10 protein-coding genes are annotated in these 13,590 nt (G+C 38.6%); 6 read left to right on the top strand and 4 right to left on the bottom strand.

What is annotated here, in order from left to right:
• The 4 genes from G457_RS0114235 to G457_RS0114220 all read right to left on the bottom strand — a co-directional run.
• Positions 1-739: ROK family protein (locus G457_RS0114235; RefSeq protein ID WP_035483994.1), on the bottom strand; the 739-nt coding region annotated here is incomplete at its 3' end.
• A gap of 97 nt (positions 740-836) precedes the next feature.
• The gene (locus tag G457_RS0114230) at positions 837-1,187 is read right to left on the bottom strand and encodes a hypothetical protein (RefSeq protein WP_155847164.1); all 351 of its coding nucleotides are present in this window, start codon (positions 1,185-1,187) and stop codon (positions 837-839) included.
• Between the two features lie 90 nt (positions 1,188-1,277).
• Positions 1,278-1,745, bottom strand: coding sequence for a DinB family protein (locus G457_RS0114225; protein WP_026947072.1), 468 nt, complete (start codon positions 1,743-1,745; stop codon positions 1,278-1,280).
• Between the two features lie 493 nt (positions 1,746-2,238).
• Complete coding sequence (locus tag G457_RS0114220) at positions 2,239-2,706, bottom strand: helix-hairpin-helix domain-containing protein (RefSeq protein ID WP_026947071.1); 468 nt, start codon at positions 2,704-2,706, stop codon at positions 2,239-2,241.
• A gap of 717 nt (positions 2,707-3,423) precedes the next feature.
• Here G457_RS0114220 and G457_RS0114215 point away from each other — a divergent pair.
• Genes G457_RS0114215 through G457_RS22995 form a run of 6 tightly spaced genes read left to right on the top strand, consistent with a single transcriptional unit; the run spans position 3,424 to position 13,590 of the window.
• Entirely contained in the window at positions 3,424-6,399 is a 2,976-nt protein-coding gene (locus G457_RS0114215) for a type I restriction endonuclease subunit R (protein WP_035483991.1), read from the top strand.
• On the top strand, positions 6,392-7,621 hold the full coding sequence (locus tag G457_RS0114210) for a restriction endonuclease subunit S (protein ID WP_026947069.1): 1,230 nt from the start codon (positions 6,392-6,394) through the stop codon (positions 7,619-7,621). Before G457_RS0114215 ends, G457_RS0114210 begins: the two co-directional genes overlap by 8 nt.
• A 25-nt stretch (positions 7,622-7,646) precedes the next feature.
• Complete coding sequence (locus G457_RS0114205; protein ID WP_026947068.1) at positions 7,647-9,269, top strand: type I restriction-modification system subunit M; 1,623 nt, start codon at positions 7,647-7,649, stop codon at positions 9,267-9,269.
• A gap of 22 nt (positions 9,270-9,291) precedes the next feature.
• Positions 9,292-10,098: an FRG domain-containing protein gene (locus G457_RS0114200; RefSeq protein WP_026947067.1), complete on the top strand. Its 807-nt coding sequence runs from the start codon at positions 9,292-9,294 to the stop codon at positions 10,096-10,098.
• 4 nt (positions 10,099-10,102) lie between these two features.
• The gene (locus G457_RS0114195) at positions 10,103-12,349 is read left to right on the top strand and encodes a CFI-box-CTERM domain-containing protein (RefSeq protein WP_026947066.1); all 2,247 of its coding nucleotides are present in this window, start codon (positions 10,103-10,105) and stop codon (positions 12,347-12,349) included.
• Positions 12,346-13,590, top strand: a complete 1,245-nt coding sequence (locus tag G457_RS22995; RefSeq protein WP_026947065.1) for a DUF3883 domain-containing protein — start codon at positions 12,346-12,348, stop codon at positions 13,588-13,590. The genes G457_RS0114195 and G457_RS22995 overlap by 4 nt, the downstream gene beginning before the upstream one ends.

Raw genomic sequence — 13,590 nt, 5'->3', positions numbered from 1 at the left:
AAGAAGGAATGGTATGTTTCTTGGCAGCTTTTTGGACTTCCTCCCAGTAATGAGGCAATTTGATAGTCCCTCCACCTAGAACTATTTCAGCAGGATTAAACAAGTTGATCATTCCGGCCAGGGTCATCCCTAAGGAATAGCCACCCTCTTTCACTACCCTCACTACGTTCGGATCCCCTTCCAACGCACGATAAAACATCTCAAAACCATCCAAACCTACTTTCTCGGCCATATATCTTCCTCCTGCAATTTCATCAAGTCTATATACCCTTCCTTTCCATTCAATCGGAAAATATCCCAGTTCTCCGGCCCAGCCCTTCTCCCCTTCTAAAGTAAGTCCCTTTACCAGCCAAGCCGACCCGATGGCGGTTCCTACAAATACTACTCCTCCCGTAAAATCCCTGGAAGGGTTGGGGTAAAGCCCCAAAAGCGCAGCCCGCACATCATTGATAAAAAACACAGGAAGGCTCTTTTTCAAGAAGGAAAAATCAGGGCTCCAACCTGAAAAATGAGGAAGTACATCGCAACTAATTAATTGGTTACTGCTGATCAAACCGGGAACTGCTAAACCTATTCCCTCGATGGTAATCTGATTGGCGGTCAAAAAGGAATTTACCGCCTGATAAAGATCCTGAGGTTTGAAATCCACGCCGGTAGCCACCCTTTCCTTGTGTTCTCCTGCTACTAGCAGCAATTTTGTTCCCCCAAGGTCTATTCCCAGAAAATTTTGATGTTTCATTTCAAAAAGGAATATAAACTAAAAATAATAAATCACTAGTTTGAGGAAAATAGTTCATTCAGACAGAACTCAAATTCACATCTGCTGATTCAAAAGATCAATCAAACGCTTGTGCAATTTCTTCCTGAAATGGATAATCATATTGATCATTCGTCAGGTAATCAAACCAATTCCAAAATTTGAAAGGATTCCTGCTAAAAGTCCGATAGATCCTTAATTCCGAGAATTCAGGACTCCTTTCCCTAAATTCCTTGAATTGCTGCTCCATCATTTCAATGTCTCTTCCTTTGGAAGGTATGGCCCAAAATTCAAATTCAGCATTCTGGGTTTGAAATAAATATGATTGACCCAGCCCCTCCGTCAGCACATTGATATATCCAGCATAGCGGTTACTTAAGACTAAGATCATTGAAAAGAGGGCTATGCAGGCTATTTGTATTTTTTTCATTTTAATGACTCCTTATCCACTGACATCTTCCGTTTAGGGATTAAAAGCAACTATTTCACAATTACAAACCTTTCTAGTTCATATTCAAATTCAATCCCAAATATCCGGCCGATCCATTCCCATAGCTCTTAGATAGGACAGGAATTGCCCTGCATGCACTGACTCATGATAGCCAATTCGAAGCAAATACTTTCCAAGCATTTTTCTCTCTCCATTACCGGGATGAATGACTTTTTTTTCCTCCAAGTCTTTTTCCGAAAATTGCCGAACACTTTCTAAAAATTGCTTTCTGTAGGGCTCAGCAAATTCAAGTTCGTCTGCAAGACTCACAAAAGGTCGCTTTTCCCAAGGGGTTTGATAGTTAGTCATACTTCCTTGGTTGATGATGATATTCCATCCATAATCAGCTTCCAAGACATGCCTGATAATTTCTATGGCAGACATAGCATTTTCATCCGGCTTCCAATGATAAAATCGCTCAGGTAATCCCTCCCACAGTTTGATGCTTTTTCTTCTAATCTCTGCAAAATTTAAGATAATGAGTTCAGTGGTAGTCATAAGCACTAGTTCGGCATTTTTATTATTAATTATCTCTGTCTATTTCAATAATAAAACCCTAGGACAGGAAATAAACTGAAAGAGTCAAAATCGGGAAGCTTTCAATTAATTAAAACCTAGCCAGAAAAGAAAGATAAAAAGGAGCTATGGTTTAAAAGCTTCTTTTCATATCCCCCCCTACTTCCCATGTATTTCTTTCCCAAAGCTAAGGATTTGAAGCACTTTACTTCAAGCAAAGATCACCTATCGCTTTTATAGAGATAAGTTCAGATATCCCTATAAATACGCTAGGGATAAGCTATACTTCCTCCCACTTTCATCCCACTTGGCTCCCTATCATCTCCCTACTCGCTCCCAAGAATGGGTAGGGAGGAACTAGGGTTCAGAGAGGGTTTCATAAGGGTGAAAACCTGGTATTTAAAGCCTTATCTAAGGAGAATATAAACGCCCTCTAACTGGAATGGTCTATTCAGGTTTTGAACTGACCAAGTCTTTACAGTACTTCAGTCCAACTCTTTTTAGGCCTGTCTTTTGGGTATCCAAATTCGGCTCGATATGCCTTTCGCTCAGCTGTAAAGTCCCACCAGTTCTTGGAGAAATCCTTGGTACTAGAAAAGTAAGCTATTAAGCGAAATTGGTCTTCCACACAGGGGTCAGTTTTATATCCGATATGTTTTTCATGAAGATCAGTTAATTCAGCACCCGATTTACCTTGCAAATCATCCATGCTGTAAAAACCCATTGATATTAAGTCTTTAGCAAACTTGATCCCGATAGAGGGCACTTGCTGAAAATCGGCTAAGGCAAAAATTTCCTTAGCTCTTGATTCAGAAACATTTAATAAAACTTCAATCTCATCTGGGGAATAGTCCAAAATCTCCGAAATTTTGACCTTGTGTTTCCTCAAACTTCCTTTCTCTTCTTTAGAAAGCTCTAGGTTGATATTGGCCCTGCTTCTCATGATCTATGAATATTAATTAATCTGAAAGAGTTCTGGAAAGTAAAGAAGTCCAACATGATTCCCAAGGATAGGTAAGTAAGAAAATCAAATCTTAAGGAAAAGCTGGACAAATGGAACCCCTCCTATTTGCTACACAGGATTTGTAATTCCGAACTGAGAAGTCTGGAGATTTAAGGTCAAAGAATTTTCCAAATGGGCAATTTTGACATCTAATCCAACTAAGTTAAGTCAAATTTTACTGGATTCTGATTAAGATTTAGCTACCCTCCTAGCCGATTCAAGCCTTTATCGGATAATTATCGGAAATCATAACGCATTATTCATTACTAATAGATTTATCAAGTTTGCGCATTATATTACTATAAATCTGAACCTTCTTACTTAATTCCAATATTACATCCCCTTTTCTACCTTGTCCCAAATCTCGTAATTACCATAAACCGGACTTTCAGATTCAATACCCAAATAAAAGGTTCCAATATAAGTTTAGCGTTTTAGCCTAAATCTTTATGGTTGGACAGGGTTGAAATAAAAAGTATACTAATTTAGCCCCTATAAAAGTTGAATATTAAAATAAGAGATAGTTTCAATTGAAAACCATGTTTGAAGTAAGTGAATTTAATCATGGACTGGTGGATTTATGGGAGTTGGTTTGGTAAAAAACGAAATAATTCTATTTCTTTAGATAATAAAGTTTTTAAAAGTAATTTTTAAATAATGGCTTCATCAGTCAGCGAATCAGAAATAGAATACGGCCTAATCGGAAGGCTTCAAGACCTCAAGTACACCTATCGAAAAGATATCCGTGATCGCAAGGCACTTGAACTGAATTTTAGAAAAAAGTTTGAAGCACTGAATAAGGTCAGTCTGACGGATTCTGAGTTTGAGCGATTGAAGGATAAAATCATTCAGCCGGATGTTTTCCTTTCTTCAAAACTGATTCGACAAAAAAATGACTTTATCCGGGAGGACGGAACTCCCTTGGCTTTTACCTTGGTCAATATCAAAGACTGGTGCAAAAACGAATTTGAAGTTATCAACCAACTTCGGGTCAATTCCCAAAACAGCAGTCATCGCTACGATGTACTCCTGTTGATCAATGGAATACCGGTCGTTCAGATTGAGCTGAAAACCCTTCAAATCAGTCCTAGAAGGGCCATGCAGCAAATCGTGGATTACAAAAGTGATCCCGGTAATGGCTACACCAACTCACTCCTTTGTTTTGTTCAGTTGTTTGTGGTCAGCAATCGAAAAGAGACCTACTATTTCACCAACAATAAAAACCAGCACTTTATTTTCAATGCCGACGAGCAATACCTGCCCGTCTACCAATGGGCGAAACCTGATAATAAGAAGGTAACGAACATTGATGACTTTGCGGAAGAGTTTCTGGCCAAGTGCAAACTGGCTGAAATGATCAGCAAATACATGGTCTTGGTGGAAGTGGAACAAAAGCTTCTCATCATGCGCCCTTATCAAATCTATGCGGTCAAAGCCATCCTCAATTCCATTACCGAAAATCGTGGCAACGGTTACATCTGGCATACCACAGGCTCTGGAAAAACGCTGACTTCTTTCAAAGCTTCCACCTTACTCAAGGACAATCCTGATATTGCCAAATGCCTTTTCGTAGTGGACAGGAAGGACTTGGACCGACAAACACGGGAGGAGTTTAACCGCTTCCAGAAAGACTGCGTCGAGGAAAATACGCATACCAGTACCTTGGTTCGCAGAATGCTTTCGGATGATCACGCAAATAAGGTCATTGTCACCACTATCCAAAAATTGGGCTTGGCACTAGACCCCAACAATCCCAAAAACTACAAAGAAAAGCTCGCTCCCCTGAGCAAAAAGCGATTGGTCTTTATCTTCGATGAATGCCACCGCTCCCAGTTTGGGGATAATCACAAGGCCATCAAGGAGTTTTTCCCGCATGCCCAACTCTTTGGCTTTACCGGCACGCCTATTTTTGAAGAAAATGCGAATTACAAACAGATCGACGGAACAGTGGGAAGCTACGTGACCACGAAGGACATTTTCCAAAACGAATTACCCAAATACACCATTACCAACGCCATCGAGGATCAGAATGTCTTGCGATTCCATGTAGATTACTTCAAGCGAGATGGAAAAAACCTTCCCACTGTCAATGACCCGGCAACCAAGCAGGCCATCATCGAAGCAATTCTGGAAAAACATGAGGCAGCTACAAACTTCAGGAAATTCAATGCCTTCTTGGCGACCAACTCGATCAATGATGCCATCGAGTACTATCACTTGTTCAAAGCCATTCAAGCGCAAAGATCAGCAACAGATGAGGATTATCGACCTCTGAACATCGCCTGCGTATTTTCCCCTCCGGCAGAAGGAAACAAGGATGTGCAGCAGATTCAAGAAGACCTTCCTAACGAAAAAGCGGACAACCAAGTCGCACCCGAGGAGAAAAAACTGGCGCTCAAAGGCATCATCAACGACTACAACGAGCAATACGGCACGAATCACTCCATCGGGGAATTTGACAAATACTACCAGGACGTACAGCAACGGATCAAAGACCAAAAGTATCCCAACTCCGATGTGCCGCATTCCAAGAAAATCGACTTGGTAATCGTCGTGGATATGCTACTGACAGGCTTTGACTCCAAATACCTGAATACCCTCTACGTGGACAAAAACCTCAAGTACCACGGCTTGATTCAGGCTTTCTCCCGTACCAATCGGATTCTCAATGGAAGCAAGCCGCATGGTCAGGTGATGGATTTCCGCGGTCAGCAGAAAAATGTGGAAGATGCAATTGCCCTTTTTTCAGGGGGTGATATGGACAAAGCCAAAGAAATCTGGCTGGCGGAACCTGCTCCCAAAGTCTTCGAGAAATTTGGAAAAGCCTTGGAAGAGCTCAATAATCTAATGAAATCCCATGGGGTAGAATGCAAGGCTGAGGAAGTCGCTAACCTCAAGGGAGATATCGCTCGGGCTCAGTTTATCGAGAAGTTCAAGGAGGTGCAGCGGCTCAAAACCCAACTGGATCAATACACCGATCTCACCCCAGAAATCAAGGAGCAAATCGAAAGCACCTTGCCGGAGGAAGAGCTAAGATCCTTCAAATCCGCTTATCTGGAGACAGCTAGGCGACTGAAAGGCAAACAAGACGAAGGCGGCAAGGACACGCCTCCGGAGGTCGACGCGCTGGATTTCAACTTAGTGCTGTTCGCTTCGGCAGTGGTCGATTACGACTACATCATGAACCTGATCGCCAAGTACACGCAGAACAAGCCTTCCAAGCAGAAGATGACCCGGGAGCAACTGATCAACTTACTGAGCTCGAGTGCCAATCTGATGGATGAGCGGGAAGACATCACCGAGTACATCAATAGCCTTCAAGTCGGGAAAGGTCTCAATGTAGAAGAAATCAAAGCCGGGTACGAGCGCTTCAAAAAGGATAAATCCGAAAAAGTACTTCGAGCAATTGCCGACACCCACGGGCTGGACTTCGAAGCTTTGCAGGACTTTGTCTCGGCTATTCTTAACCGAATGATCTTCGACGGGGATCAGCTGAGTGAACTCCTAGCACCCCTCGAACTAGGCTGGAAAGACCGCACCAAAAAAGAACTGGCCCTGATGGAACAACTGGGCCCTTACCTTAAAAAACTGGCCCATGGCCGTGAAATTTCTGGATTAGCAGCGTATGAATAAGAAATTAGAACCGGAATTACGTTTTCCTGAGTTTAAGAATAAAGGATCTTGGGAGATAAAAAGATTAATTGAAATTGCTTCTTCAGTTACCGATAAAAATAGAAAAAACGTTCACTCCCGCGTTTTAACTAATTCTGCTGAGTATGGAGTAGTAGATCAACAGGATTTTTTTGACAAGCAAATAGCAAATTCAGCAAACCTTAACGGATATTATATAGTAAAGAAGGGTGATTTTGTATACAACCCAAGAGTTTCAAAACATGCACCTGTCGGCCCAATTTCAAAAAATAAAATAGGTGATGGTTTGATGTCGCCATTGTATTCCATTTTCAGATTTAGTTCTTCCGAGACCGAATTTTTTGAATTCTTTTTTAAAACCACAATTTGGCATAAGTACCTATTAGATAAGGCAAAACAAGGAGCAAGGCATGATAGAATGGGCATTAGTTCTAGTGACCTAAAAAACTTGCCTTTACCATATCCATCCCCCGCCGAACAACAAAAAATCGCCGATTGTCTTTCTTCCTTGGATGAGTTGATTAAGGCAGAGACGGAGCGATTGGAAGCCCTCCAGGCCCATAAAAAAGGCCTGATGCAGCAGCTCTTCCCCGCTGAAGGCGAAACCGTCCCCAAACTCCGCTTCCCGGAATTTCAGGATAGTGGGGAGTGGGTGGAGAAGAAGTTGGGGGACCCTGAAGTATCTTCATTCGTGAATCAAAAAGTTAAAGTTGATGAACTTGAAGATGACTCTTATGTAAGCACTGAAAATCTTCTATCTGATTTCGGTGGAAAAGTCAAGATTTCAAAACTCCCTAATTCTGGTTCCTTTAACTGTTTTTTGCCAGGTGATATTTTGCTCTCTAACATAAGGCCCTATCTGAAAAAAGTATGGTTATCCAATCAAAAAGGAGCAGCGTCAAATGATATTATAATTATTAGAAACAACCGAAATCTAGATTCTTTATTTTTTTCCTTCCTACTTAAAAGTGACAGATTCATTAACCACATTATGAAAAGTGCTGAGGGAGTAAAAATGCCAAGAGGAAATAAGGATTCCATAAAAGAATTTAAAATTGTGGTTCCAAAAAGAGATGAACAATTAAAAATTGCTGAATTACTTACAGCTATTGATATCGAAATTTCCTCCCAATCCGAGAAAATTCAAACCCTTAAATCCCATAAAAAAGGATTGCTTCAGCAATTATTTCCTCAATTAGATTAAGCCCAAGCCGACCTAAGTACCCCCCATGACCAAACAAGACCAAAATCAATTAGGAAAAACCCTTTGGGATATTGCCGATCAGCTTCGCGGAGCCATGAATGCGGATGATTTCCGGGATTACATGCTTTCCTTTCTCTTCTTGCGCTATCTGTCAGACAATTACGAAATGGCTGCCCGAAAGGAATTGGGAAAAGACTATCCCAGTTTGCCGGAGAACGATCAAAGGACTCCCTTGAAGGTTTGGTACGAAGCGAATCCCCAGGATGTAACGGAATTTGAAGGCCTGATGCGTCGGAAAATCCACTACGTGATCGAGCCTCAGTTCCTCTGGTCCCATATAGCAGAACTGGCAAGAAAACAAGACCCTGACTTGCTCAGTACTTTAGAAAAAGGATTTAAATACATCGAAAACCAATCCTTTGACAGCGCCTTCCAAGGACTATTCTCCGAGATCAACTTGTACTCGGAAAAACTTGGTAAAAACCATACTGAGCGGAATGAACGCCTTTGCGGGATCATTCAGAAGATTTCAGAAGGCATTTCCCAGTTTTCCACTTCCGCAGATACCCTTGGAGATGCCTATGAATACTTGATTGGGCAGTTTGCCTCAGGATCCGGAAAGAAAGCCGGGGAATTCTATACCCCGCAGCAGGTCTCCACCATCCTCTCGGAGATTGTGGTTTTGGATAGCCAAGACCCCGCTTCCGGGAAAAAAACCAAGATCAACAAGGTGCTGGATTTTACCTGCGGTTCAGGTTCCTTGCTCCTGAATGTACGCCGCCACATGGGCAAAAACGGCATCGGCAAAATCTACGGGCAGGAAAAGAATATTACGACTTACAACCTAGCACGGATGAATATGCTCCTCCATGGAGTCAAAGACACAGAGTTTGAAATCTTCCACGGAGACACCCTGACCAACGATTGGGCTATCTTAAATGAAGAAAACCCAAGCAAGAAAATAGAGTTTGACGCCATCGTCGCCAATCCACCCTTTAGCTACCGTTGGGAGCCGAAAGAATCCTTATCAGATAATTTCCGGTTTAAGAATTACGGTCTGGCACCGAAGTCAGCAGCCGATTTCGCCTTCTTGCTTCATGGGTTTCACTTCCTGAGTATGGAAGGAACCATGGCGATTATCCTTCCCCATGGGGTATTGTTCCGAGGAGGAGCCGAAGAACGCATCAGGACTAAGCTGCTGAAAGACGGACATATCGATACCGTCATCGGCCTTCCTGCAAACCTGTTTTTCTCCACAGGGATTCCCGTTTGTATTTTGGTACTCAAGCGCTGCAAGCGATTTGAAGACGTGCTTTTTATCAATGCAGCGGAGCATTACGAAAAGGGAAAGCGACAAAACGTACTAAGAGAAGGCGAAGATGGAGAACCCAATGACATCCGTAAAATCGTTGAGACCTATCAGTTCCGAAAAGAGGAGGAAGAGTACTCCCGACGGGTTTCCATGGAAGAAATCGAGAAAAACGACTGGAACTTAAATATCTCCCGGTATGTGAGCACCACTCAAGCAGAGGAAATCATCGACCTCAAGGAAGTCCACAATCGCCTAACAGATATCGACCGAAGAGCAAAGGAGGCAAGGGAAAAGCACAATGCGTTTTTGAGGGAGTTAGGGTTGAGGGAGATATAAGAAGGTCGAAAAGGGTTATCGAATGGACTGCATAAAATATTTGAATTCTTTTGAAGAAGTTCAATCCTTAGTTTCTGAGATTCAAAATAGACACAGCTTTTTCAAAGGTTTTCAAGAATATTATAGAGGTCAAGTTTCAAATACTTTTAAATTGAGGCCAAGTCTGACTAGAACAAATTCTAACCCAATAGAACTAGCCAGAATTGAATACGAACTTATCCAAGATTTAAAAAACGAAATCGCTTATAATAGACTCGAAGGTTCATTTCTAATGAATCCACTCACATCAGGTAAATACAGCGAAGACTGGTATCTATTATCACAAGCTCAGCATAGTAGAGTTCCTACTAGATTGTTAGATTTTACTTTAAAATGGGAAGTCGCTTTATTTTTCGCTGTTGAAGATTCTGAAAAGTATAACGATGATGATGGTCAGTTTTGGGTTTTTAGGTCGCCACAATCAATGATTCTAAATGACTCAAGGAAAAGTGAATTCTTAGATTTAGATCCATTTCAATTTAAAAATCAAAATCTTATCAATCCTCCTTTTTTCTGGACAGGAAACTATGAAAATGAAACTGCTGAAATGCGCCGGGCTCGGCAACATGGGAAGTTTTTCATTCAATCATTATCGGATTCAGTAATTCCCTTGGAAAATCAGCCCCACCTTTCTCACTTACTTGAAAAATATTGTATCCCAAAGGAAGCAAAATTTGGGATCAGAAATGAACTTGCTAATAGAGGTTTTAATAAAGAATTTCTATATCCTGAATTAAATCCAGACATAAAGGAAGTAATTGAAGATTTAAGAGAAAAATATCATATTTAAAAATATGGAAAATAATAATGCTCCAATATTAACAAAACGACAACAAAATCATATAAATTGGATAGATTCAAAAGTTAAAATTCTTGAATCATATATACCACAAATTGAAAGAAAGGAATTTTTAAGACCAATAAGCATACTTTTTCATCTCCCAATATTCAATAAATCAAAAGATTATCCAAATTACTTAGTATCACCTCTTCAAAGAATAGCAAGTAATCTAAGCTTAGCGTTTAATTCACATAATGTTCACCATTTACTTGATTCATATCTTACAGGACCTATACTATTCAATAATGAAAATAGTGTCGAAAAGTTAGAGCAAAAAGTAGTTTCAGTTTCAAGAGATGGATTTTATACTACTTTCACAAAAAGAATTTATACGGCACCAACAAACCAAATCAACCCTTCTCTTTTAGGTAGTCAAGGCAATATTTTATTTCACGATTTTCTAGAATCAGAAATAAAAAATCTAAACCTAGAAAAATACTTTTTGCATGAGATTCAATACGAAGAATTAATCAAAAAATTTAAGAGAACCTCATACAATTCAAAACATGATTTGACAAAAAATGGAGAAATGATAATCAGACTTCCATTATTTGATATTACAAAGGAAGAGAGAGATATCTATATTAAGCCCGATCAAAGTGACACCTATCTAGTTCCTGTCTTTAACAAATCGGAGATCACAAACCCAGAGTATTTTGAGTTTCATGAAATAAACGCAAATAAGGTAATATTAAAGATTAATCACTTTATAAAGTTTTTAGAAGAAGTTGTTTTAAGAGTTAAGAACAATAATTATAATGAATTAAGAAAAAAATTAGAGTTCGCCGCTAATCAACTTATAGAGCATGAAGTAATTGAATTCCCATCTTTAAGACAAAATGATACTTATAACCAAAAAAAAACCAATATAGTAGAAAAGAAAAGCAAGAAAGAACTAAAATCACAGGAACTTCAACAAGACCTATTTAGTAAAAATAGCAACATCGAAAAAGGAATTAATAAAAAACTTAACTCAGAAAAAATTATTTTAAAACCTATTTCTATTATGCAGGAAAAACTTGAAAATCTACTAGCTCTATTTTCAAAAAACCACTTTGAAGAACTAAGATTTAAAAATGAAATATTAGACTTTAATGACATTGAGGACCTCTTTTTAATAAAGAAGAAGGGATTAGACACACTTTTTGAAATAGTAAATTCGAAAACTAAAATCGACGAAGAAAAAAGATTGATAGTTGAAAAAAAACTTTCATTTTTTTGCATCAACTCTTTCAAAGCCTTAAATCAAGTCCTAAAGAATAAAATCAGAAACTACAACAAGAATAATTTTGAATTTAACAAAGCTAAACTTCTAGAACTAAAAAAAGAAATTGTAGAGACTCTTATCGATATTGAGATATCATTTTCGGATGAAATAATTATAAAAACAACAAATGATATCTTTAAAATTACTGAAAAAGATTTTAACGAACAGTTCTCCATATTTCTTTCGAAACAACAACAAAAAAATAATACCTCTAATACTTTTTCCCAAAGTTCTCAAAAAGGAAATCATCAAGAAATATATTATCGATTAAACCATGCTATCCAAGAACAATTTAATTTAGCCGAAGAAATAGGAATGATGAAACTTTTTGGGGAACGCGGAATTGAAAAAGCGACTAACTTTCTCGAAAAAGCATATCCTGATCTTAAAGCTTACGGCCAAAGCGTCGGAATTGAAAATCCAAAATATTTAGAAATTTCTACTGCCCTAGCAGTTACCGCTTCATCCATGGTTAAAATGCAATTATCCAATATTCTTTTGACTCTAAATTCAAACAATAGTGGCTTAAGCTCATTGGAAAAAGAAAAAATAAAAAATGATTTATTCATAGCTTCTTCTTTCTATACAGACTTAGATACTTACAAGTTATTGCCTGAAGGAACACAGGTAATAAATGAAAATAAAAAAATTCTCTCTGAAGTGGAGAAAAAAATATTCAAGTCTAGTTCCGGATGTTATATCGCAACTCATGTTTACGGAAGCCCTACATCTCCTGAAGTAATTCAGCTAAGAAAATTTAGAGATCAAACTCTTTCTAAATCTAAAATTGGTCAAAAGTTCATAATAGCCTACTATAGATTTTCCCCTAAACTAATCTTATTATTTGGCAACAACTGCAGGATAAATCAAGTGATTAAATTTGCTTTGGATTCTTTTACAAAAACACTCAAATTAAAAAAATATAATACATGAATATTCATGACCTTAGAGAAGCGCAGGTCCACTTTGAAAGCCAAATGGACACTTTTTTAAAGAATAAAAAGGACTTATACAATTTAAGGGATTCTTTTACCAAGTTTTATGATAAAAGAAGAATAAAGAATATGACCTTAAATCAGTATGCCATAGGCAATAACCTTCCTAAAACAGGCTATAATTTCTGTTACACTCTTGAAAGAAGCTTAGACGGCTTGGGTAGAATTATAGGAGCTACATCATCAAAATTTGGCATTTATTACGGCAAAACTAAAGGCGATGACACTATAAAATACCGTTTTACAAAGAAGTTTGGCTCAAGTGTTAATGGCGCATTCATAAATATTAAACAAGCAATTATAGATTTAATTGAGCTCGGAGAACAAAGCGATTTGGAAGGAATTGAGGCTAATCCTCTTTCCCCAATGTTTAAAGGCAAAATACTATCAACCTATTTCCCAGACCGATATTTGAATCTTTTTTCAGATTTCCATTTAGAATATTTCCTCGTTCAACTCAATCTAGATAACGAGGATCTGATTTGGTCTGATGCCGTTTACAAAAGAGAGGCACTTTTGGGATTCAAGCTGAAGGATGAAATTATGAAAGATTGGCCTCTCGATATTTTTACTGATTTCTTATACAACGTTTATCCTGGTAAGCCGATACCAGAAGGAGAGGAAAGACCCAAAGATGATATTTTAAAGGATTACCGAACACCAAACTTCCCTTCCTTAATTTCCCCAAAATGGATATCCCTAGAAATTAAGCCAGGAAAGAATCTTTCCCATTCAAAAAAAAGGATGATTTCAATTGAAAACCCAGATTATGAGTTGGAGGCAAGAAAGCTGAAGAAAATTGGTGATAGAGGGGAAAAAATAGTGCTTGACATGGAGAGAAAACGTTTAACTGATCTTGGTTTTCCAAAACTTGCATCAAAAGTGGAAAAAGCGAAGTTCGATTATCTGGGCTATGACATTCATTCTTTTGAATCAAATGGAAAGCCAAGGCATATTGAAGTGAAATCCACTACTTCCAAAGTTGGAGATGCTAATTTTTTCCTTTCTTCCAATGAACTAAAGGAAGCCATGAAGCTGGAGAACTATTATATCTATATGGTTTATGACATCACCTCCAAAACTCCAAAAATTTGGATTATTGAAAATCCATTCAATCCTGAAAACGAAAATGTGATAAAGGAGCCAGTTAGTTATAGAGTAAAAATTCACACTTCTTGA

It is taken from the genome of Algoriphagus marincola DSM 16067 (genome assembly GCF_000429405.1).
GTDB classification, from domain to species: domain Bacteria; phylum Bacteroidota; class Bacteroidia; order Cytophagales; family Cyclobacteriaceae; genus Algoriphagus; species Algoriphagus marincola.
This window is presented reverse-complemented; position numbering and strand designations above follow the sequence as displayed.

What these genes read in the sequence shown, in the direction of transcription:
- G457_RS0114225 (WP_026947072.1), bottom strand. Translation starts at nt 1,745, where the DNA reads ATGACTACCACTGAACTCATTATCTTAAATTTTGCAGAGATTAGAAGA.
- G457_RS0114200 (WP_026947067.1), top strand. Translation starts at nt 9,292, where the DNA reads ATGGACTGCATAAAATATTTGAATTCTTTTGAAGAAGTTCAATCCTTA.
- G457_RS0114215 (WP_035483991.1), top strand. Translation starts at nt 3,424, where the DNA reads ATGGCTTCATCAGTCAGCGAATCAGAAATAGAATACGGCCTAATCGGA.
- G457_RS0114220 (WP_026947071.1), bottom strand. Translation starts at nt 2,706, where the DNA reads ATGAGAAGCAGGGCCAATATCAACCTAGAGCTTTCTAAAGAAGAGAAA.
- G457_RS22995 (WP_026947065.1), top strand. Translation starts at nt 12,346, where the DNA reads ATGAATATTCATGACCTTAGAGAAGCGCAGGTCCACTTTGAAAGCCAA.
- G457_RS0114195 (WP_026947066.1), top strand. Translation starts at nt 10,103, where the DNA reads ATGGAAAATAATAATGCTCCAATATTAACAAAACGACAACAAAATCAT.
- G457_RS0114205 (WP_026947068.1), top strand. Translation starts at nt 7,647, where the DNA reads ATGACCAAACAAGACCAAAATCAATTAGGAAAAACCCTTTGGGATATT.
- G457_RS0114210 (WP_026947069.1), top strand. Translation starts at nt 6,392, where the DNA reads ATGAATAAGAAATTAGAACCGGAATTACGTTTTCCTGAGTTTAAGAAT.
- G457_RS0114230 (WP_155847164.1), bottom strand. Translation starts at nt 1,187, where the DNA reads ATGAAAAAAATACAAATAGCCTGCATAGCCCTCTTTTCAATGATCTTA.